This is a genomic window from Leclercia sp. 1548, assembly GCF_050435045.1.
Classification (GTDB): Bacteria; Pseudomonadota; Gammaproteobacteria; order Enterobacterales; family Enterobacteriaceae; genus Enterobacter; species Enterobacter adecarboxylatus.
Genome location: NZ_JBNDJP010000001.1, coordinates 48,867 through 68,708, shown reverse-complemented (window position 1 = coordinate 68,708; position 19,842 = coordinate 48,867). Strand labels below are relative to the sequence as shown.

Here is a 19,842-nt window from a genome sequence, read left to right as displayed (position 1 = left end):
CTTGGGGTGGAGACAACCGATCACATTCTTGTCGTTGATGACGACCGGGATATTCGCGAGCTGATCGTCGATTATCTGCTGAAGTCGGGCTATCGCGCTACCGGCGCCGCTAATGGCAAAGAGATGCGCGCCGTGCTCGATAAACAGGCGGTAGACCTGGTGGTGCTGGATATCATGATGCCCGGCGACGACGGGCTGACCCTGTGCCGCCAGTTGCGCAGCGGGCAACATAAAGATCTGCCGATTTTGATGTTGACCGCGCGCCACGACGACATGGACCGCATCCTGGGCCTTGAGATGGGGGCAGACGATTATGTGGTTAAACCCTTTGTGGCGCGTGAATTGCTGGCGCGGATCAAAGCGATTATGCGCCGCTTTCGCACGCTGCCGCCGAATTTGCAGGTCACCGAAGCCGGGCGGATCATCGCCTTTGGCGACTGGCAGCTTGATACCAGCGCCCGTCATCTGCTGGATCCCACCGGCACCATCGTGGCGCTGAGTGGCGCGGAGTACCGTCTGCTGCGGGTGTTTGTCGATCATCCTCAACGGGTGTTAACCCGCGATCAGCTGCTCAACTTCACTCAGGGCCGGGATGCGGAACTGTTCGAACGCTCAATTGATCTGCTGGTCAGCCGCGTGCGACAGCGTCTGAATGAGGATGCGCGCACACCACTGTATATAAAAACAGTACGTAGTGAAGGTTATGTCTTTTCGATGCCGGTGAGCATTCTGGAGGCGAAAGAGTGAGGCTCTGGCCGCGTTCGCTGCATTATCGTTTGCTGCTGATCGTCCTGCTGGGATTGCTGCTTGCCAATGGTCTGAGTCTGACCCTGGTGATGGCCGAGCGGATGAGCAGCGTACGTAACGTGATGCTGGGAAATCTCCAGGACGATGTTTCCACCAGCGTGGCGATTCTGGACCGCCTGCCTGCCAGTGAGCGGGCGCAGTGGCTTCCGCGCCTTGACCGGGATAACTATCACTATGTACTCGGGCCGGGGGAGCCGGGCGCTCCGCCCGCGGATGCCCGCTCCCGGGATGCGGTAAGAACGTTAACGGATACGCTGGCGACCCAGTATCCGCTGCGTTTTACCGCCGTACCGGGGCCTGTGTCGCATATTCAGGCGCACCTGACGCTGCACGACGGCTCGCCACTGACGCTGGATCTCACTCCCCGTATGCCCCCAGTGGCCCGCTGGCTGCCGGTGGTGTTTATCATCCAGCTGCTGCTGGTGGTGATCTGCGCCTGGCTGGCGGTGCGTCAGGTGGTGCGTCCTTTCACCCGCTTTACCCGGGCGGTCGATACCCTCGAACCCACCAGCCCGAATCCGCTGACCCTCACCGAGCAAGGCCCGCTGGAGGTGCGTCACGCTGCGCGGGCGTTTAATGCCATGCAGGCGCGGATCCAGACCTCTTTAAAGGAGAGGGCGCAGATCCTGGCCGCTATCTCCCATGATTTACAGACGCCCATTACCCGGATGCGGCTGCGGGTGGAGATGGCTGACCAGCCTGAGCTGCGCGATAAACTGACCCAGGATCTGGACAGCATGACCCGTCTGGTGCGCGAGGGGATCGATTATGCGCGCTCGTCCGGGGTGTCGCCTGAGCCGGTGCGCAACGTCGATCTCTATAACTTCATTGATACGCTGGTCTGCGATTATGCCGATACTGGTAAAAACGTGCACTTTGCTGCAACCCGCACCGCCGTTCCTTTTGCTACCCGGCCTCAGGCGCTGCATCGCATCCTGACCAATCTGCTGGATAACGCCCTGAAATTTGGTGATACCGCAGAGGTGACGCTGACGGAGCGCGATGAACGGGTGCTCATCACCGTGGAAGATAACGGTCCGGGTATACCGGAGGATGAGCTGGCCGCAGTATTGCAGCCGTTTTACCGGGTGGAATCCTCCCGCAACCGGGAAACCGGCGGTACAGGGCTGGGGCTGGCCATTGCTGCCCAACTCACCGCCCAGCTTGACGGCCAATTGCAGCTGACGAACCGGCCTGAGGGCGGGCTTTGCGCCCGGATTACGCTACCGGTGGTCTGACTTTTCTCCCTCTTTTGTGAGGGAGAGTGTCATTGTGCGCGGCAGCCAGACCGCACCCTTTGTACCGTACTGTATCCTCCCGCAAGGCAAATACACCATCTGACAAAACGGCCAATCCTCCACACATGCTAAACACATTTCTGCCTTGTAATAGCGTCACTGCAATCGTCGCAGTCAACCGCTTTAATGAGGTGTGTTATGTTTCTCGTGATCGCATTTTTAGGGGGCATGGTCAGCCTGCTCAGCCCCTGTACGCTTCCCGTTATTCCGCTGTTGTTTGCTGGCTTTCGCGGCCAGAAACATCAGCTCGTCGCCATGCTGTTCGGGATGGTGATGATGTTTACCCTGGTCGCCAGCCTGATCACCGTTGCCAGCGACTGGGTGGTCAGCGCGACCCTTGTGGGGCGCTGGCTTGCGCTGGCGTTGTTGAGCCTGGCCGCGCTGGCCCTGATCTTCCCGTCTTTTGCTCAGCGTATTGCCGGTCCCGCGTTACGCCTTGGCAATGCCATCAATACTCGCAGCACTCGTACCCGTGGAACCGCCTCGGCGCTGCTTGCCGGGCTGGCGGTCGGGCTGCTGTGGTCGCCCTGTGCCGGACCTGTGCTAGGGGCCATTCTCAGTCTGAGTATCGCCGGGCATAACCCGATTGCCACCGGGAGTCTGCTGGCAGCGTACGGCAGCGGGTGTGCGGTAATGCTCGCGCTGCTCGGCTTCAGCGGTCAGGCGTTGATAGGGCGGTTGAAAGCAAAATCGGCGATGATGGATGGGTTGCGAAAAGCGGCGGGGGTCGTGATGCTGATGTCGGTCGCCTTTACTGCGTTCGGCTTGAACAGCGTCTTTCAGGGGGCAAACGGCGTCGCCGATCGTCTGGAGAAAACCGTGCTGCAGCTGGCCCCGGACAGTCATCCTCAGCCGACCCTCCAGCCAATCGCGCAACCGGTGACCACCAGCGCCATGCCCTCGCTGGAGGGCGGCACCGGATGGCTGAACGGTGACCCGGTCACCCCGGCATCGTTAAAAGGCAAAGTGGTGCTGATCGACTTCTGGACCTGGGATTGCATTAACTGTCAGCACACTCTGCCGCACGTTCGGGAATGGGCCAACAAATATCAGGCCCAGGGGCTGGTGGTGATCGGCGTGCATACCCCGGAGTATCCGTGGGAAAAACCCCTGGCATCGGTGCAGCAGGCCATCAACAAATGGCAACTGCCGTATCGGGTGGTCACCGACAACAATTACAAGATCTGGACGGCCTTCGGCAATCGTTACTGGCCTGCGCACTACTTCTTTGATGCCAAAGGGCAGCTTCGCTACGCCTCTTTCGGGGAAGGGAATAATGACAAGCAGGAGCAGGTGATCCAGCAGCTGTTGAAAGAGGCGAAGGCGTAATCAGGGTTCGCGTCTGGCGACGATAAACAGTCGCGGAAACGCCAGCAGTATCTGCCCGTTCTCCTGCAGCGGATACTGCTCCTCCAGTAGCTGATGATAGCGATGTAAATAACGCTGTTGCTCGCTCTCGTTCAGATCCTGCAGCCAGGGTCGCAGGCCGGTGGCGCTCACCCAGTCGATAATGGCCTGATGCGAATTCATCTGGTGGTAATAGGTTGTACGCCAGATGTCCACCTCGCATCCTGCCTCGGTCAGGATATCGTAATAGGCATGGACGCCAGCCAGGGCTTCACGCCCGCGATCGGGATAACCCTGTTCAAAGGCTACCTCCCGCATCAGCACGTGCGTTGGCTCCAGATCATTATCCGGCATCTGGATGGCGAGCACGCCGTGAAGCTTCAGCAGCGAGACCAGATGGGGCAGCAGTTCGTAGTGGTTCTCCACCCACTGCAACGAGGCGTTGGCGTAAATCACGCTCAGGGCCTGCTCCGGGCGAAAGTGGCGAATATCGGCCTCTATAAACTGGCAGCCAGGCAGTGCGGCCCTGGCTTCTGCCAGCATTGCAGGTGAAGTATCGACGCCGGTAATACGAGCAGTGGGCCATCGCTGCTGCAACAGCGCCGTGCTGTTACCCGGCCCGCAGCCCAGGTCGACTACATCAGTAACCTCATTCAGCGCAACGCGGGAGAGTAGCTCGACGGCGGGGCGTGTACGTTCGGCGTTATAGTGCAAATAGAGGGCGGGGTTCCAGTCGGTCATGCAGAGTTCTCCGGTTTGTTCTTTCCAGAAGTGTAGATGATGAGGTTTGCCGGGTGACAGAAATCCGTTTCTGTCGGCGCGATTCGGCTAGAGGATCTTCTTCAGGGCAACGTGGTACAGCAGCATAATGGTTTTGCCATCGACAATCAGGCCGTCATCGATCGCCTGCAACGCCTGTTCAATGGGCCACTCCAGCACTTCGATATCTTCACCTTCGGCCTCAATACCACCGCCTTCACCGGTGCGATCGTCTGGAAGATACTCCGCGATGTAAAAGTAGAGTTTCTCAGTGACCGAGCCAGGGCTCATAAAGGCTTCGAAGACCTTCTCCACGTGGTCGATCTGATATCCGGTCTCTTCTTCCGCTTCGGCCTTGATGCGCTTTTCCGGCGCCATGTTATCAAGCAGACCGGCGGCGGTTTCAATCAGATAGCCGTCGTGACCATTGATATAGACCGGAAAGCGGAACTGGCGGGTCAGGATCACCGTCCGTTTCTCGCGGTTATAGAGCAAAATGGTCGCGCCATTCCCCCGGTCGTAGGCTTCGCGGTTCTGGCGCTGCCACTCTCCGTTACGACGGCGCACATCGAAGGTGTATTTTTTGAGCGTATACCAGTCATCTGACAACGTTATGCTGTCATAAATGCGTACTTCTGCACGTTCTGATTGCATGGTGCCTCCTGTTTACGTAGAGTGGGCATCATAAACCGCACATTCGTGCAATATCAAGATCAAACATGCAACTTCAGGAATCGATCTATGCTCACTCGTCAACGCAAACAGCTGATCCTCGAAAAACTGAGTTCTGAAGGCCAGGTGCTGTCGAAAACCCTGAGCCTGGAGTTTGGGGTGTCGGAAGATACCATTCGCCGGGATTTACGCGAACTGGCGGCCGACGGGCGTTTACAGCGGGTACACGGCGGCGCATTGCCGGCATCGCAGGCGGTGTCCAGCTTTGCCGAACGCAGCAGTCTGGGCATTGAGGCGAAAAAGCGGGTGGCGAAGAGGGGGGCGGAACTGATCTCGCCCGGCCAGGTGGTGATTATCGACGGCGGGACGACCACAACCGAGCTGGTGCGCTGCCTTCCTGGCGATCTGGCGTTTACGGCGGTCACTCATAGCCCTGGTATTGCCCTGGCGCTGGTGGATTATCCTCAGGTAGACGTGATCCTGATCGGCGGGCGCTTATTCCGTCACTCGGTGGTCACGGTGGGTGCCGCAGCCATTGAAGGCATTGCGCAAATCCATGCCGATCTGTTTTTTATGGGGGTGACCGGCATTCACCCGGACGCCGGGCTAACCACTGGCGATTATGAAGAGGCGTGCATCAAACGTGCATTTTCCGGCAGAGCTGCAGAAACAGTTGTGCTGGCGTCCCCCGAGAAAATCAACACCGCATCGTCTTTTATGATCGGTGAGCTTTCGCTGATCAATACCGTGGTGGTTGAACCGGATACGGACAGCCGCTGGGTGGAGGCGGTGAGTCGGCAGGGCATTTCGGTAGTGACAGCATAAACGACGTTGATTGAACCACCCGCAGGAAGAGCACCGCCGCATAAGCTACGCTTCAATGAATGCGTGTTTAACAAAAGGACTGCGTGATGCTGCAAAAAATCAGCCTGTTATCTCTCGCCTGTTTGCTGTTTACCGGGTGTATGTCCAACGAAGGCACATCCCCTGAAGAGAAGAAGTTTCGTAAAGTCGAGGCCGCGGCGAGCGAGTGCGCCGAAATCGTGAAAAACCAGACCATCGAACTCACCGCCGAGGGGCAGGATACTGATACCCGCTGGACAACGGTGGAGTATGTGGTGCCCGAGCAACACACCCGCACGGTGGAGTATCGCACCTCCTCGGTACTGGATAATGGCCAGCCGGGCAAGGCATGGCAAACCTGTATGTCGGATAAAAAAGCTCTGGTACCTGAGCTAAAACTGTAGCCCATCCAGCTGCGTACCGGTGCCAACGCCATGCTGACGGGTGAAACCGTCCTTAAGAACGTCGAGTTGTATCCGTGGGTCGATGCCCGTTATCAGACCGGGTTTAGCGATAATACCGCCATCAAAGCGGCGGATGAGCACAATACCGACGGTCATAACATCTCAACGGGTATCCTCGGCGCGGGTAATAACACGACCATCGGTAATAATTTCTCCCTGAATACGGGGCTGTACTTCGTTACAGGCGATGTGGAGAACGATGCCAGCGTCCAGGGCGGTATCCGCTATCCGTTCTAATTCACACTGAACCAACCAACCGGCAGGGGGCTTAGTATCCTTGCCGGTTTTTTTTGCATCGTGCCCGGTAAACAATATACTATAATACATTATATAAAATCATATATTGATGGGTGTATAACAATGTCCGTGAGGGTGGATACCGATATTCAGGATGCAATGAAGCAGGCAGCGCTGGGTGCCTCGGAGATTTTGCGCGGTCTGTCCAATGCTGACAGGCTGTTGTTGATGTGTCAGTTAAGTCAGGGGGAGGCGAACGTCGCGCAACTTGAAGCGGCGGTGGGCATCCATCAGCCTACGCTGTCTCAGCAACTCGGCGTATTGCGACGCTTAAAGCTGGTGGAGACCCGGCGCACGGGCAAACAGATTTTCTACCGCATTGAGGATCCACGGATCTTCACGCTGCTCAATACCTTATATGACCTCTATTGTCCTCAGACAGGAGTGGACCATGACGATTGATCTCTCTCACTTTACGCCGCTGAGCAGTCTCGGGGGCGGGTTGTTAATCGGACTTGCCGCCATACTGCTGATCCACTTTTGTGGGCGCATTGCCGGTATCAGCGGCATTGTGGCGGGGATGCTAACGAAAAAGACCCGAACAGAAGGGTGGCGAATGGCTTTTTTAGCGGGCCTGATCGGTTCGCCGCTGCTGTTCTCCCTGTTTTATCCCTTGCCGGAGATAACCGTTCAGACCTCCTGGCCGGTCATTATCCTTGCCGGTTTGCTGGTGGGTGCAGGAACACGTCTGGGGTCCGGGTGTACCAGCGGGCATGGCGTCTGTGGGCTGTCGCGCTTTTCTAAGCGATCGCTCGTCGCCACGCTCACCTTTATGGCTGTGGGCATTGTTACCGCCACGCTGATCGGTTTCTGGCTGGGTTAAGGAGGAAGGATGTTAGTCATTTTTGCATTTCTTTGCGGCCTGATTTTTGGCGTGGGGTTGCTGATTAGCGGCATGGCAAACCCTGAAAAGGTGCTGGGTTTTCTGGATCTCTCCCAGCCCTGGGATCCCTCGCTTGCCTTTGTCATGATCGGGGCGATTGCGGTGGGGATAGTCGGTTTTGCGTTGGTCAAAGGCAAAAAAAGGGCGTTTTGTGGCGTGCCCATTATGTTACCGGCGAACAACGCCATAGACCGCACGCTGGTGGTGGGTGCCATTCTGTTTGGTCTGGGATGGGGGCTGGCGGGCATTTGCCCTGGGCCGGCACTGGTGTTGTTGGGCGCTGGAGTCGGGAAAGGGCTGCTGTTTATTTTGGCTATGCTGGTGGGGATGTGGCTGGTCAACAGGGTTCGGCCATCATAAACCTTGCGGCTGACTTCAACCTACCAAATTTAGTCTGGAAACCTTGACCCCATTTGCCAGATGCTGTGTAGAGTCATCCACTTATTTTGAAAAGAGAGCGCTATGAAATTATATGTGTATGAGCATTGCCCGTTCTGTATCCGCGCGAGAATGATCTTTGGCCTGAAAAAAGTGCCTTTCGAGTTGGGCGTGATTATGGAGGGCGATATCGAAACGCCAACCCGTATGGTGGGTAAGAAGGTCGTGCCGATCCTGCAAAAAGAAGAGGGCGTTTATATGCCGGAAAGCATGGATATCGTTCACTATGTTGACCAGCTTGACGGCTCGCCAGTTATAACAGGTGAGTGCGATCCGGCGATTGACGCCTGGTGTAAAGAGAATACGCGCACCGTATTCAACCTGGCGATCCCGCGTTTTACCCGGGCCGATTTTAAAGAACTCTCTACGCCAGCCGCGCGCGATGCCTACACCCAGCGCGAGATTAACGCGTTTGGCGATCTGGATACGTTAATGTCCAATAGCCAGACCTATATCGATACGCTGTCGGATGCATTGGGTAAAATTGAGACTTATTTACGCGCCAAAAATCCTGTCAGCATCACGGATTTTTATCTCTTCCCGATCCTGAATTCGCTGACGATTGTGAAAGATTTCCCGTACTCACCAGCATTACGCGGTTATCTGGAGCATGTCTCCATGTCATGTGATGTACCGCTGTTTACCGATAAAGCACTGTAACGCTCAGGGGGCCTGGCCCCCTTAATCGTTCGAAAAAATGGTTGTCCGATTTTCGGTTGTGCGGCTTTCGTCGTATATCCTGGATTCAGCCTGTACCCGTCGTTCACTTTTTGGTTCTGTGGGGTGAAAAATACGGTAATGTGTTTGTTAAATAATCAAATTTAGAATCCTGACCATGACACCTTTGTTATTCCATAAATATCACGGACTCGGTAATGATTATCTGGTGTGTGAGCGTTCTGTCGCAGAGCAGCTAAGCATCGAGCAAATTCGCATCATATGCCATCGCCACTATGGGTTCGGATCTGACGGTCTGCTTATTGATAGTGGAGATCAACATCATCCCACATTGCGAATCATCAATCCGGACGGTTCAGAAGCCGAGAAAAGCGGTAACGGTCTGCGTATCTATGCACGTTATCTTTATGATATCGGCCGAGTCGGACACGAGCCGTTTCTGGTGCGCACCGCGGGCGGGGACGTACATTGTAGGGTCCATGAAGATCCTCATCAAATCACGGTGGAGATGGGGAGGGCGAATTTTAGTCCGGCGGCATTGCCTGCATTGATTGAACAGCCCGAAGTACTGAATTATCCACTTAAGCTGGCTGATGAAACACTGCGGGTATCGTTGGTCTCAATGGGCAATCCACACTGTGTTGTGCTGGTGGATAAGCTCGATCTGGCGCTGGTGCACCGTTTGGGGCCGCAAATTGAAAATCATCCTGTGTTCCCCAAACGCACCAATGTCCAGCTGGTGGAGGTCGTGGATCGCAATACGCTGCGGATTGGTATCTGGGAACGGGGAGCCGGTTTTACTATGGCATCCGGTAGCAGTAGCTGTGCCGCGGCAAGCGTAATGCGCAAATTAGACCGGGTCGATAACCGTGTCAGCGTAAATATGCCGGGTGGGCAGTTGCAAATAACCTTCGGTGAGGATTTTCAGGTCAGCATGAGCGGCCCGGTGCAAAAAATTGGCCGTCTGACGCTGGACGAAGACTGCTTTACTGGTGGGGATGATTCCTGCAGATTTTAAATCTTTGCAGACTGGCAGTCTGCTACGGATTGCCGGTCGTTTTAGTATTAACTGCCATTACGCCAGCAAGAGCAGTATGCTGACGTAATGGCAGGAAAACTCAATGTGCGTGCGGAGGTTGTAATGGCCGTTACGAGGTGCAGAAATCGATGCTGACCAATGTATAAATCCTGCACTGAAATCCCTGAACTTTCCGAGGAACTGTCAGAGAGCAGCGGCTAGTCGGCGAATGCCTTCTCGCAGAACCTCTGGCGGATGATTAGCAAAACCAAGCAGGATACCTTCCCGGGGAAGAGGGCGCTGGCAATAACGTACAAATGATTGTATCCCCATTCCGAGCTGGGCGGCTTTTGCTTCCACCTCTTTACCCTGAAGACCGTTATGCAACCAGCAAACCAGATGAATGCCAGAGTCAGACGGATGAACAGTCATCTTTTCCCCTAAGTACTCCTGAATCGCTGCCGTGAGCGAGGCTTTTCGCTCAAAACAGGCTTTGCGGATACGTCTGACATGGCTGGCATAGTGCCCCTCTTCAATGAAATGCGCTAAAACCGCCTGCTCCAGATAGCCGTTGCAGAGATCGGAAAAATATCGGGTAACCATAAATTGTTCGCATAAGGCAGGTGGTACCACCAGAAAGCCCATACGAAATTCCGGATACATCATCTTAGAAAAGCTACCTGTATAGATGACCCGCTGGTGCTTATCGAGTCCCTGTAACGCCTGTAGTGAGCGGGTGGCATAGCGAAACTCACTGTTATAATCATCTTCGAAAATCCACGCCTGATTTGCCTGAGTCCATTCCAGTAGTGCCAACCTGCGTGACAGGCAAAGCGTCCCCCCCAGAGGAAACTGATGGGACGGGGCCGTGTAGACCAGTTTAGCATCGGGATATTGCAGTATACCGTCGTGTATATCCATCCCGTTGTCGTCCACCCGCACCGGTCTGACAATCGCGCCAACTGAGCTGAAAGCACCTCTGGCACCGTTATAACCAGGATCATCCAGCCACACCTCGTTCCCTGGCGAGAGCAACGCTTGCGCGGTGATATTAAGCGCCTGCTGGATACCATTAACAATTATCACCTGGCCTTCATCACAGTTAACCCCACGGGTTGCCTGAATATACTTACTAACAGCGCGCCGGAGTGGCGCATAGCCGGCAACGTGGGTATGCAGCCCAAGTTCACGTCTGGATTGTCTCCAGATACGGGCAAGCAGCCGCCCCCAAAGTTCATGGGGAAAGAGGTCGATACATCCAACGCCTACAGTAAAGAGGCGGTGAGTGCTAGCCTCTTTATGGCTTTCACTCCACAGCGGACGTAACGCCGCAATGTCAGGATTAATTTGGCCGTCGATAGACTGAGACTGAGTTACATGTGTCAGAGGCCTGGTTCCATTCAGCGGCCCTTCAGGAGCGTTTGTTGATACGAAAGTTCCGGCACCTTTACGCGTTTCCAGATAACCCTCAGCCATCAGGCGATCAAAAGCAGCGATAACAGAATTGCGGGAAATTGACATCATCTCAGCCAGCGCCCGGCTTGAGGGGACCCGTGAATTCGCGGCAAGGCGACCTTCCAGAATGGCATTACGGAGCACACTGTACAGTGCATCCTTTATCACGCCTTTAGGGAGTAACAAATCGTGGAACAGCGGCGCAATAACTCTCTTCATGCACAATCCAGAAGCTCAGCAATAAAAGTGGATCCTATAAATATACAAAAAGTGTCACTTACATGGAACCATTACGGTAGATAGAATTATGTTAACCAAGAGAATGTGGTTTATATAATTAAGGATAGAAACCGATGAACAATGAATATCTAAATGAAGAATCAGCAAAAATAAGCATTCAGCCCGCTACAGAGAGCGACTACATGCAATGGTTACCACTCTGGAAGCGTTATCAGGAATTTTATCGTGTAGATATTTCAGACAACGCTACACAGAACACCTGGACACGCTTTCTCACACCGCATGAGCCGATTTATTGCGCGGTGGCTAAATATGAGGGAAACATTATTGGTCTGGTTCATTACCTGTTTCATCGCTCAACCTGGGAGGAGAGGGATTATTGTTATCTTGAAGACCTCTATGTTAACCCGGATGTCCGTGGCAAACAGATTGGCAGACAGCTTATTGAGTATGTACAACAACAGGCTCGAAAACGACATGCTTCGCGTCTTTACTGGCATACCCATGAAACCAATCTGCGTGGCCAGCGTCTCTATGACTGGGTGGCAAAGAAAAGCGGCATGATTGAATATCAGATGCCGTTGCGTTAACGAGTTTAGCCCATTGCATCAAAAGCATGTAACGGGTCGATGTCTGTCTTTACGCTCTAAATCACGATAGCGCTCCAGTAACCGTTAACAGTGTCTGTCAGATATCTTAAGCCGGGTTGGGTTGCAGCAAGACGTGTGATAAGACGGTGGTCGATAACGTCCTGAAGGATCCTGAGCCGGTTTACATCGCTCATTGAGAAAAATTCCGCTGCGAGAGCCGTCATGATGCGGAACCCAGAGTCCGTCAGACGTCATCCAGTTGCGGACGGTCTCGATTGAAAGCCGGATATCATGGCGCTCTCTGAGTTTTTCAGCGGCCAGCGTGGGTCCAAAATCGCTGTAGTTTTCACGTATCAGTTTGAGCACGCGTAGTATGAGAGATTCGGTCAACCGGCGGATGCTGAGCTGGCCAAGTTTGCGGCTGACAAGTCCTTCAGCACCTTGGTGCGCATAATGTATATTATGTTAAATTCGATCTGTGAGTTGATAGCGTCCTGTCTCTTATCCATCTCGCATCACAAACTTCCCTCTTCTTTTCATAAGTCGAAGCATTTCAGTCAAGGTTCTAGCAGTGAGCGCATCACTGGCAATACGGTCGCTTTTTGTCATGGGTCTGGTTCCCGGATTTCTGTCACGGCTCGCCGCACCCCATATTGTTGGTCAGGCAAGTTTAAGCAAGTGCGTGGCAATTCCCCATCTGACAGCGCTGCACTGCCCATTGATCAGATCGAACACAGAGTAACTCGCGTTGGGTTGCGCGTACCGTGGGAAATTAGTTATAGCCCCTTCGTTAAGCCTCGCAAGCACGCCCTGACTGACATGCCCGTGAGACACAATGCAAACTGTTTGATGACGCGAAGTTACTTCCAGGCGATATAAAAAATCCATAACCCGCTGTGACGCATGTGCGAGAGTCTCTCCACCTGGTGGGCAGTAATCTGCATCCCGCTCAAATAATGCATGGGCTTCGTTTTGATGATTTTGTCCGAACAGGTCTGTGGACATGCCTTCAAATTCACCAAATGCCTGTTCTTTAAGAGCGGGTTCAGCCGTCAACGAGCAGCGAAAGTGCTCAGCCAGGCGCTGACCCATTTGCCAGGCACGTCCAAGCGGAGAGGCATAAACATATTCTATCTGGTGATCACTTGCAGCAAGCGCCGCCAGTAAGGCAGATGTTTCGCGCAAACCCCGATGAGTTAACGGGCTATCGCTGTGCCCCTGAATAATGCCTCGCATATTCCACTCTGTTTCCGCATGCCGCACCAATATTACCTTCATCGCTTCACTCTCCCGCCGTCCGACACACTGCCCTGACCTTTTCTCTTAGCCAGCGATGTCCGGGATCATTTTCCATGCGGGGATGCCACATCTGCGAGACCGTAATAGTCCGGGTTTTAAATGGCAATTCAAAAACATGCAGTTGCTCTGTCATCTGCTGGTTCCGCAAATAGAGTGCGGGCACCATGGCAATCAGATCGGACGCCAGGGCCACGGATAACGCAGTCGGAAAACCAGGCACTACGCTGGCAATCTTACGTGTCATCCCTGATTCTGCCAGCGCATCATCCGCAAACCCATGCAAGGAACCGTTGGGTGCCGCGACCACATGGCCCCATGCGACATAATCCTTTAGACCGATTGTCGGTAACGATGCCAGCGGATGCGTCTTACGAACCGCACCCACAAACCTGTCCTGGAACAGCCTCTGAAGTCGGATCTCTGGACCCATATTGCTCTGCACACCAATTTCCAGGTCAACCAGCCCCTCACGCAGATAGCGTGACGTTTTTTCAGGTTTTGGCGCAAAGCGGATGCAGACATCAGGCGCGGCCTCAGCCACGGCGGCAATCAGTGCCGGGCCAAACGCAACGACAAATCCATCATTTGCCCGGAGGGTGAAAAACCGCGCCAGATTTTCCACCTTGAGCGTCTCCATGGACGGCTGCAGCACCGCCCTCGCCTCATGCACCGCGTTTTTGGCGCGATCCCGGGAGGCTTCAGCCCAGGGAGTCAGCACCATGTTACGACCTGCCCGCACCAGGATCGGATCGCCCGTCACTTCCCGTAGCCTGCTAAGGGTACGGCTCATGGCGGATGTACTCAGGTTTAAGCGGCGCGCGGCACCTGCAACGCTCGCTTCTGCCAGCAGGATATCGAGCGCGACGAGCAGGTTAAAATCAGGATCGGACATAGTGAACCTCTAAGCGATATCAGATAAGGCGTTTGGTGCAATGATTAAGTGTAAATGCTGCATCTTCCGCACTGTATACCTCATGATTATAGTTTCTTCATCAAAACACCATCCCCAGGAGTCAAGATGAATACGCTATTTTCAAACCAACCCGGCGATGAGGGGTTGCCAGGGCAGGCGCGTGCCCGGGTTATGATCGCCGTCATGATTACCACGCTGATGGGCGTGTTTGATGGCACGATGATCAATATTGCCCTGCCCTCTATGGCGAAAGCCATGCAGGTGCCTGCAAATATCGCCGTCTGGTTCGCCAACGGTTACCTGCTTTCCGCTGCGATGACGTTGCTTATTTTTGCCTCGCTGGCGGCCCGCTACGGATTTCGGACGGTTTTTATGGCTGGCCTCGGCACGTTTGTCCTGACATCACTGGGCTGTGCGCTGGCAACAACCCCTGAGATGCTCATTGGTATGCGTATTATCCAGGGGATCGGCGGCGCGGCCACACTGAGTATCGCCCCGGCCATCCTGCGATCGGTCTTTCCGGGACGGCTGCTTGGACGCGTCCTCGGGCTGCATGCCCTGCTTATTGCCTCCAGTACTGCAGTTGCGCCCGTACTGGGCGGCACGATCCTTGATACGCTGAGCTGGCAATGGCTGTTCGCCATTAACCTGATCCCGGGTACCCTCGCCCTGGTGCTGGCGGGTAAAGCATTACCCGCAAAACGCATGGCCGGCAATACGGCGTTCGATACCCCCGGGGCGGTGTTATCGGCGACGCTGCTGGGGGCGACGATCATGGCGGCGAACAGCTTTTCCAGCCCTCAGACCGTGGCTCAACACTCCCATCTCGAGGCAACCTGTTGGGGTCTGCTCGCGATGGTCAGCACCGTTGCGTTTATCTTGCATATCCGCCGCGCCCGGGAGCCGTTGCTGCCCCCTGCTATTTTCAACAATGGCCGTTTTTCCCTCGCTGCATTAACCTCGCTGGCCTCTTTTATCAGCCAGGGGATCACTTTTATTGCGCTACCTTTTCTGTTTCAAAGCGTATATGGCTATAGCCCTGTCGTGTCGGCGCTGCTGTTTGTCCCGTGGCCGGTGGGAATTGTGCTGATTGCGCCCCATGCGGGACGTTGGGCCGATACGTTCTCAGCGCCGCTGATCTCCACCGTTGGGCTGGTTATTTTTGCCGTGGGGTTGATCCTGCTGGCGACGCTGCCCGCCACCCCTGCCATGTGGGATATCTGCCTGCGAAGCCTGGTGTGCGGTATTGGATTTGGCTGTTTTCAAAGCCCAAATAACAGGGAGATGCTGTCTAACGTTTCGCGTGAATATGCCAGCTATGCCTCCGGGATCCTGTCCATCGCGCGGACCTTTGGACAATGCCTTGGCGCCGCCGTTGTGGGTATTCTGCTCACCGTCATATCGAACGATAGCGGCCAGACATTACATGAGCAGGCTGTGCATGTTGCCCTGTGGATCGCCGTCGCCGCCTCTGTCGCGTCGGTGTTATTCAGCCTGAGCCGGCTGCGCAAAACGGTGACGTTCTCGCTGGGAGGCGGACGCTAATGATCTCAACTAGACTTCTAAGCGGCTGTAAATCGCCACGTGTAGATTCATCCATTTCACCCAGGTGTTGTTACTCCCCGAGAGGTCTACCATGTCATTTGTCACCACAAAAGATAATGTCCGTATCTTCTATAAAGATTGGGGTCCCAAAGATGCACAACCTATCTTCTTCCACCACGGCTGGCCACTAAGTGCGGATGACTGGGATAACCAGTTACTGTTCTTTTTAGCGGAAGGCTTCCGGGTCATCGCCTCGGATCGTCGTGGACATGGCCGCTCCGATCAGGTCAGCGACGGGCATGATATGGACCATTACGCCGCCGATGTCTCTGCCGTGGTTGAGCATCTGGATCTGCACAATGTGGTGCATGTCGGCCACTCAACCGGCGGTGGCCAGGTGGCGCGATACGTGGCGAAGTATGGCCAACCTCAGGGCCGCGTGGCGAAAGCCGTTTTAATCAGCGCCGTACCGCCATTGATGGTGAAAACACCGGATAACCCGGGCGGTACGCCGATTGAGGTGTTTGATGGATTCCGTAAAGCCCTGGCCGCAAACCGGGCGCAATTTTATCTGGATGTGGCGACAGGTCCTTTCTACGGCTTTAACCGTGACGGAGCTGAAATTTCACAGGGCACGATCCAGAACTGGTGGCGACAAGGGATGATTGGCAGCGCGAAGGCGCACTATGAAGGTATTAAGGCGTTTTCAGAAACTGACCAGACCGACGATCTGAAAGCGATCACCCTGCCGGTCCTTATCTTGCAGGGCGATGACGATCAGGTTGTGCCTTATAAGAATGCCAGCCTGCTGCAGGATGAACTGCTCAGCAACAGCACGTTGAAAGTGTATCCGGGCTATCCTCATGGGATGCACACGACGCACGCCGATGCGATTAACCAGGATCTACTGGAATTTATCCGTCGCTGACGGCAACAAAACGGGTGGCAAAGGCCACCCGTTTTGCTTTACCGGGAACTTACAACGACGCTTTTAAACGCGCCACCGCTTCTTTCAGGTTTTCATCCGTCACGCTAACGTAAGACATGCGCAGCGTGGCATGATCCGGCTCGTTGCAGTAGAAGAACTCCCCTGGCACATAGACCACGCCGTTGTTCAGCGTCTTTTTCAGCCATTCCGTGGTGTTCATTTCATATTTGAATTTCGCCCACAGGAACATGCCGCCCATCGGTTTATGGAATGTCAGATGCTCGCCCAGCTCGCTTTCAATGTGCTGGCACAGGATCTGGCATTTGTGTTTATAGGCCTCCCGAATCAGATCGATCTGCCCGGCCAGACGGCCGCTCTCCAGGTAGTGGTACGTCAGCGATTGCGACAGCGAGCTGGTGTGCAGATCGGTCGCCTGCTTCAGGATCACCACCTGACGCTTCACCCAATCCGGCAGCACTAACCAGCCTACCCTTGCGCCTGGCGCGAGGATTTTTGAAAAGGTGGAGGTATAAATGACGTTATCGCCGCAGCCCATCTCTGCCGCCCAGGCTTTAAGTGGCGTGAAGGTTTTGTCGGTGAAGTTGATTTCGCCATAGGGATCGTCCTCGATGATAACGAAATCGTAGCGCTGGGATAATTCCACCAGTTGCTTACGGCGCTGCTCCGCCAGAGTGACACCGCCCGGGTTGCCGAACGTCGGAACAATATAGACGGCTTTCACCGGCGTGGTCTTAACCAGCGCTTCCAGCTCATCAATGATCATCCCTTCGCCGTCTGTACCCACCGACATTAAGTTAGCTTCCGCTAACTGTAGAACCTGCAGCGCAGCCAGATAGGTGGGGCGTTCGACAACCACAATGTCGCCCGGATTGATCAGCGCACGCGCCAGAATATCCAACGATTGCTGGGAGCCGGAGGTGACGACCACGTCATCCACACCGCAGTGAATTCCCCTGCCGCTCAGCAGCTGGCAGATTGCGTCGCGTAGCTCCGGGCTGCCCTCGCTCAGACCGTACTGAAAAGCCTCTTTCCAGGTGCTGGAGAGCACCTTCTCCATAGCCAGCTCCAGCCCTTCACGATCGAAAAGATCCGGGTTAGGAATGCCCCCGCCGAGTGAAATCACCCCTTCCATCTTGCTGTGTTTTAATAGTTCTCTGATCGCCGATGACTGGAGGTTCTGTACTTTGTGGGCAATTTTGTTCTGCGACATCTTTTATTATCCTGGTTTGTTGTATCCCAGTTTAAGTATCACATGTCGGCCGCTTTGATAATCACTTTCTGTAGAAGAAAAGCGAGGAATAACAAGAGAAGAGACCGGAGCCAGCAGGCTCCGGCAGTGGGATCAGAACTCGATACGGGCGCCGAAGTTATACCTGCGTCCTTCCAGCATCGACGACTGGTTGTACGAGGTGCGGTAGATCGGGTTCGCATCGAACAGGTTATAGATGCCGGTCATCAGCGTGACGTTCTTGTTCAGATGATAACGCGCCCCCAGGTCAACCAGCGCGTAGGCTTCCGTTTCGCTGGATTTCCCGATGTCCGGCGAATTACTGCGCCAGCTGGCCTTGGTCCATAGCTCGAGGTCATTTACCGCGTTCCAGGTCAGAGAGACGTTCGCCATACTTTCCGGGAAATCGCTCAGGGCATACCCTTTATAGTCCCCGCTTTTCTGCTCGCTGTGGGTATAGGTATAGTTGGCGTTGGCTCTTAAGGATGACGTTACCTGCCAGTCGCCGTTCAGCTCCAGACCATAGATCTCCGCATCGCTGACGTTGGCGTACTGGAAGACGGTATCGGCGACATAACCGTTGTAGGTACACTTCTGCGTGTCCGACGCGGTACAAATGAGATGGTCGCTGATTTTGTCCTTGAATTTGGTGTAGAAGATCGTCGCATCCAGCGCCAGCGCGTCCTGCTGCCAGTACAGGCCCAGCTCGGTGTTGACGCTCTCCTCCGGCTTCAGATCGTCATTACCAATGCCGATTTCCGAGTAAGGATAAGCGCCATACACGCTGGTAAAGCCTTCGTTATTCTGCCGCAGATCCGGTTTCTTATAGCCCGCAGAGACGCCACCTTTCAGTGCCCAGCGTTCATCAATGGTCCAGTTGCCGTAGAGCTTAGGCGTGACGTGGTAACCAAAGTAGCTGTCATGATCCAGACGCGCTGAGGTGGTCAGCGTAAAGTCCGGCACAATCATCCAGGCATCTTCAGCAAACACCGCCCAGCCGTCACGGGTAATTTCGCTGACCGGCGTTACGCCCGGCGCTTCCTTATCTTTAATGCCGAACTCATCATCCAGTTCGTTACGCGTAAAGTTCACGCCCAACGTCAGTTTGTGATCGCCCAGCGTAAAGGTGTTGGCGCTGTTGGCTTCGTAGTTTTTCTGAGTAATAAACTGCGAAGACATCCCCGGAACGCGGTACTCGGTTTTGGCTTTTTCGTAACTGATGAAGTTCTTCACTTCCAGCAGATCGTCGCCATACCAGGCGTGTTGCGACAGTGATGCCGCATCGCGGTCAAAGCCCCAGTACCACTGCTTATCGTTATGGGTCTTCTCCTGGTTGCCTTTGGTGGCATTCAGATCCCAGAGCTGGGTATCGGTCGGCGACATAGAGATGGTCGCATCCAGATTCCCGGACTGATGCTTCACAAAACGCTCATCGTTGATGCTGTCATCGTCACGACGATCGAGATAATCCGCGGCCACGCTCACCCCGAGCTTGCCCGGGATCACCGGCCCCATCACAAAGGCATTGGTCTGGTTGGTATTGCCGTATTCGCTCTTCTCCTGCAGGAAGTAGTTATCCTCCAGAACCCCGGTCCATTTCTCCAGGTTATAGGCCTTTTTGGTAATAACGTTGACCACGCCACCGATGGAGTCAGAACCATAGAGCGAAGACATCGGCCCGCGGATCACTTCGATCCGCTCGATGGCGGCCAGCGGCGGCATGAAGGCCGCTTCGGTGCCGATATGGTGTCCATAAGGGCGAGATTCACGGGTCGCCTGTTTGATGCCGTTCACCATGTACGAGGTATAGGTAGAATCCATCCCGCGCATCTGGACATCGCCCGTTGCCAGGCTGCCGTGACCGTTACCCACCAGGACACCCGGCATCTCGCGCAGCGCTTCGGTGACGTTCTGATTCGAGCGGGTGTTCAGCTCCTTTTCATTCACCACCGAAATTGTCGCCGGTGCTTCGCGGCGTTCCTGGCTAAAACCGGTCGCGGTCACCACCAGTTCATCTTCGTTTGCGGTGGTCGTTTCTGCGGCGACAACGGCCAGCGGCAGGTTAGCCAGAGCGAGCGAGACCGCCACGGCCATACGTGTTTGCTTTATCACAACGGGA

Annotated in this window: 21 protein-coding genes and 1 pseudogene; 14 read left to right on the top strand and 8 right to left on the bottom strand. The window is 54.8% G+C overall.

Annotation, left to right across the window (positions count from 1 at the left end; genetic code table 11):
• The first annotated feature begins 6 nt into the window (after window positions 1-6).
• From ABIE02_RS00310 to ABIE02_RS00300, 3 genes are all read left to right on the top strand, one after another.
• Entirely contained in the window at window positions 7-747 is a 741-nt protein-coding gene (locus ABIE02_RS00310) for a response regulator (protein WP_032618075.1), read from the top strand.
• On the top strand, window positions 744-2,045 hold the full coding sequence (locus ABIE02_RS00305) for an ATP-binding protein (RefSeq protein ID WP_336994619.1): 1,302 nt from the start codon (window positions 744-746) through the stop codon (window positions 2,043-2,045). Before ABIE02_RS00310 ends, ABIE02_RS00305 begins: the two co-directional genes overlap by 4 nt.
• 198 nt (window positions 2,046-2,243) lie before the next feature.
• A complete protein-coding gene (locus ABIE02_RS00300; RefSeq protein WP_032618077.1) occupies window positions 2,244-3,434 on the top strand; it encodes a cytochrome c biogenesis protein/redoxin in 1,191 nt (396 codons plus the stop codon).
• On the opposite strand, the gene tam is transcribed toward ABIE02_RS00300, so the two are convergent.
• Window positions 3,435-4,193 carry a trans-aconitate 2-methyltransferase gene (tam, locus tag ABIE02_RS00295; protein WP_148569123.1) on the bottom strand — a complete coding sequence of 253 codons (759 nt, stop codon included), beginning with the start codon at window positions 4,191-4,193 and terminating at the stop codon, window positions 3,435-3,437.
• Between the two features lie 87 nt (window positions 4,194-4,280).
• Window positions 4,281-4,865 (bottom strand): NUDIX domain-containing protein, encoded by a 585-nt coding sequence (locus tag ABIE02_RS00290; protein WP_144837882.1) that lies wholly within the window; start codon window positions 4,863-4,865, stop codon window positions 4,281-4,283.
• 87 nt (window positions 4,866-4,952) lie between these two features.
• Here ABIE02_RS00290 and ABIE02_RS00285 point away from each other — a divergent pair, with 87 nt between their 5' ends.
• From ABIE02_RS00285 to dapF, 8 genes are all read left to right on the top strand, one after another.
• On the top strand, window positions 4,953-5,708 hold the full coding sequence (locus ABIE02_RS00285) for a DeoR/GlpR family DNA-binding transcription regulator (RefSeq protein WP_103792394.1): 756 nt from the start codon (window positions 4,953-4,955) through the stop codon (window positions 5,706-5,708).
• 86 nt (window positions 5,709-5,794) lie between these two features.
• On the top strand, window positions 5,795-6,130 hold the full coding sequence (locus ABIE02_RS00280) for a hypothetical protein (RefSeq protein ID WP_059307953.1): 336 nt from the start codon (window positions 5,795-5,797) through the stop codon (window positions 6,128-6,130).
• Between the two features lie 30 nt (window positions 6,131-6,160).
• Window positions 6,161-6,427, top strand: coding sequence for a hypothetical protein (locus tag ABIE02_RS00275; protein WP_117386541.1), 267 nt, complete (start codon window positions 6,161-6,163; stop codon window positions 6,425-6,427).
• Between the two features lie 123 nt (window positions 6,428-6,550).
• Window positions 6,551-6,889: an ArsR/SmtB family transcription factor gene (locus ABIE02_RS00270; protein ID WP_077227549.1), complete on the top strand. Its 339-nt coding sequence runs from the start codon at window positions 6,551-6,553 to the stop codon at window positions 6,887-6,889.
• Complete coding sequence (locus ABIE02_RS00265; protein WP_164540335.1) at window positions 6,879-7,310, top strand: YeeE/YedE family protein; 432 nt, start codon at window positions 6,879-6,881, stop codon at window positions 7,308-7,310. Before ABIE02_RS00270 ends, ABIE02_RS00265 begins: the two co-directional genes overlap by 11 nt.
• 9 nt (window positions 7,311-7,319) lie before the next feature.
• A complete protein-coding gene (locus tag ABIE02_RS00260) occupies window positions 7,320-7,730 on the top strand; it encodes a DUF6691 family protein (protein ID WP_144837883.1) in 411 nt (136 codons plus the stop codon).
• A 102-nt stretch (window positions 7,731-7,832) separates the two neighbouring features.
• Complete coding sequence (gene grxB, locus ABIE02_RS00255; protein WP_117386538.1) at window positions 7,833-8,468, top strand: glutaredoxin 2; 636 nt, start codon at window positions 7,833-7,835, stop codon at window positions 8,466-8,468.
• A gap of 175 nt (window positions 8,469-8,643) precedes the next feature.
• Window positions 8,644-9,504, top strand: a complete 861-nt coding sequence (gene dapF / locus ABIE02_RS00250) for a diaminopimelate epimerase (RefSeq protein ID WP_117386537.1) — start codon at window positions 8,644-8,646, stop codon at window positions 9,502-9,504.
• 204 nt (window positions 9,505-9,708) lie between these two features.
• Here dapF and ABIE02_RS00245 read toward each other — a convergent pair whose 3' ends face one another.
• Complete coding sequence (locus tag ABIE02_RS00245) at window positions 9,709-11,178, bottom strand: PLP-dependent aminotransferase family protein (protein WP_336994618.1); 1,470 nt, start codon at window positions 11,176-11,178, stop codon at window positions 9,709-9,711.
• Window positions 11,179-11,312: 134 nt separating this feature from the next.
• On the opposite strand from ABIE02_RS00245, the gene ABIE02_RS00240 reads away from it, so the two are divergent.
• Entirely contained in the window at window positions 11,313-11,789 is a 477-nt protein-coding gene (locus ABIE02_RS00240) for a GNAT family N-acetyltransferase (protein WP_144837891.1), read from the top strand.
• Window positions 11,790-12,014: 225 nt separating this feature from the next.
• On the opposite strand, the pseudogene ABIE02_RS00235 reads toward ABIE02_RS00240, so the two are convergent.
• The 3 genes and pseudogenes from ABIE02_RS00235 to ABIE02_RS00225 all read right to left on the bottom strand — a co-directional run.
• Window positions 12,015-12,242: pseudogene (locus ABIE02_RS00235) on the bottom strand (helix-turn-helix domain-containing protein); the annotation flags it as partial.
• A gap of 207 nt (window positions 12,243-12,449) precedes the next feature.
• Window positions 12,450-13,067 carry a histidine phosphatase family protein gene (locus ABIE02_RS00230; protein WP_429211119.1) on the bottom strand — a complete coding sequence of 206 codons (618 nt, stop codon included), beginning with the start codon at window positions 13,065-13,067 and terminating at the stop codon, window positions 12,450-12,452.
• A 4-nt stretch (window positions 13,068-13,071) separates the two neighbouring features.
• Window positions 13,072-13,980, bottom strand: a complete 909-nt coding sequence (locus ABIE02_RS00225; RefSeq protein WP_336994616.1) for a LysR family transcriptional regulator — start codon at window positions 13,978-13,980, stop codon at window positions 13,072-13,074.
• A 126-nt stretch (window positions 13,981-14,106) separates the two neighbouring features.
• Between ABIE02_RS00225 and ABIE02_RS00220 the strand changes: the two genes are divergently transcribed.
• A complete protein-coding gene (locus tag ABIE02_RS00220) occupies window positions 14,107-15,546 on the top strand; it encodes an MFS transporter (RefSeq protein ID WP_336994615.1) in 1,440 nt (479 codons plus the stop codon).
• A gap of 91 nt (window positions 15,547-15,637) precedes the next feature.
• Window positions 15,638-16,474: an alpha/beta fold hydrolase gene (locus ABIE02_RS00215; RefSeq protein ID WP_032618093.1), complete on the top strand. Its 837-nt coding sequence runs from the start codon at window positions 15,638-15,640 to the stop codon at window positions 16,472-16,474.
• A 49-nt stretch (window positions 16,475-16,523) separates the two neighbouring features.
• On the opposite strand, the gene ABIE02_RS00210 is transcribed toward ABIE02_RS00215, so the two are convergent.
• Both ABIE02_RS00210 and ABIE02_RS00205 read right to left on the bottom strand, forming a co-directional pair.
• Complete coding sequence (locus ABIE02_RS00210) at window positions 16,524-17,705, bottom strand: PLP-dependent aminotransferase family protein (RefSeq protein ID WP_336994614.1); 1,182 nt, start codon at window positions 17,703-17,705, stop codon at window positions 16,524-16,526.
• 132 nt (window positions 17,706-17,837) lie between these two features.
• Window positions 17,838-19,835, bottom strand: coding sequence for a TonB-dependent receptor domain-containing protein (locus ABIE02_RS00205; RefSeq protein WP_117386533.1), 1,998 nt, complete (start codon window positions 19,833-19,835; stop codon window positions 17,838-17,840).
• Between the last annotated feature and the right edge of the window lie 7 nt (window positions 19,836-19,842).

What these genes read in the sequence shown, in the direction of transcription:
- ABIE02_RS00300 (WP_032618077.1), top strand. Translation starts at nt 2,244, where the DNA reads ATGTTTCTCGTGATCGCATTTTTAGGGGGCATGGTCAGCCTGCTCAGC.
- tam (WP_148569123.1), bottom strand. Translation starts at nt 4,193, where the DNA reads ATGACCGACTGGAACCCCGCCCTCTATTTGCACTATAACGCCGAACGT.
- ABIE02_RS00290 (WP_144837882.1), bottom strand. Translation starts at nt 4,865, where the DNA reads ATGCAATCAGAACGTGCAGAAGTACGCATTTATGACAGCATAACGTTG.
- ABIE02_RS00285 (WP_103792394.1), top strand. Translation starts at nt 4,953, where the DNA reads ATGCTCACTCGTCAACGCAAACAGCTGATCCTCGAAAAACTGAGTTCT.
- ABIE02_RS00280 (WP_059307953.1), top strand. Translation starts at nt 5,795, where the DNA reads ATGCTGCAAAAAATCAGCCTGTTATCTCTCGCCTGTTTGCTGTTTACC.
- ABIE02_RS00275 (WP_117386541.1), top strand. Translation starts at nt 6,161, where the DNA reads ATGCTGACGGGTGAAACCGTCCTTAAGAACGTCGAGTTGTATCCGTGG.
- ABIE02_RS00270 (WP_077227549.1), top strand. Translation starts at nt 6,551, where the DNA reads ATGTCCGTGAGGGTGGATACCGATATTCAGGATGCAATGAAGCAGGCA.
- ABIE02_RS00265 (WP_164540335.1), top strand. Translation starts at nt 6,879, where the DNA reads ATGACGATTGATCTCTCTCACTTTACGCCGCTGAGCAGTCTCGGGGGC.
- ABIE02_RS00260 (WP_144837883.1), top strand. Translation starts at nt 7,320, where the DNA reads ATGTTAGTCATTTTTGCATTTCTTTGCGGCCTGATTTTTGGCGTGGGG.
- grxB (WP_117386538.1), top strand. Translation starts at nt 7,833, where the DNA reads ATGAAATTATATGTGTATGAGCATTGCCCGTTCTGTATCCGCGCGAGA.
- dapF (WP_117386537.1), top strand. Translation starts at nt 8,644, where the DNA reads ATGACACCTTTGTTATTCCATAAATATCACGGACTCGGTAATGATTAT.
- ABIE02_RS00245 (WP_336994618.1), bottom strand. Translation starts at nt 11,178, where the DNA reads ATGAAGAGAGTTATTGCGCCGCTGTTCCACGATTTGTTACTCCCTAAA.
- ABIE02_RS00240 (WP_144837891.1), top strand. Translation starts at nt 11,313, where the DNA reads ATGAACAATGAATATCTAAATGAAGAATCAGCAAAAATAAGCATTCAG.
- ABIE02_RS00230 (WP_429211119.1), bottom strand. Translation starts at nt 13,067, where the DNA reads ATGAAGGTAATATTGGTGCGGCATGCGGAAACAGAGTGGAATATGCGA.
- ABIE02_RS00225 (WP_336994616.1), bottom strand. Translation starts at nt 13,980, where the DNA reads ATGTCCGATCCTGATTTTAACCTGCTCGTCGCGCTCGATATCCTGCTG.
- ABIE02_RS00220 (WP_336994615.1), top strand. Translation starts at nt 14,107, where the DNA reads ATGAATACGCTATTTTCAAACCAACCCGGCGATGAGGGGTTGCCAGGG.
- ABIE02_RS00215 (WP_032618093.1), top strand. Translation starts at nt 15,638, where the DNA reads ATGTCATTTGTCACCACAAAAGATAATGTCCGTATCTTCTATAAAGAT.
- ABIE02_RS00210 (WP_336994614.1), bottom strand. Translation starts at nt 17,705, where the DNA reads ATGTCGCAGAACAAAATTGCCCACAAAGTACAGAACCTCCAGTCATCG.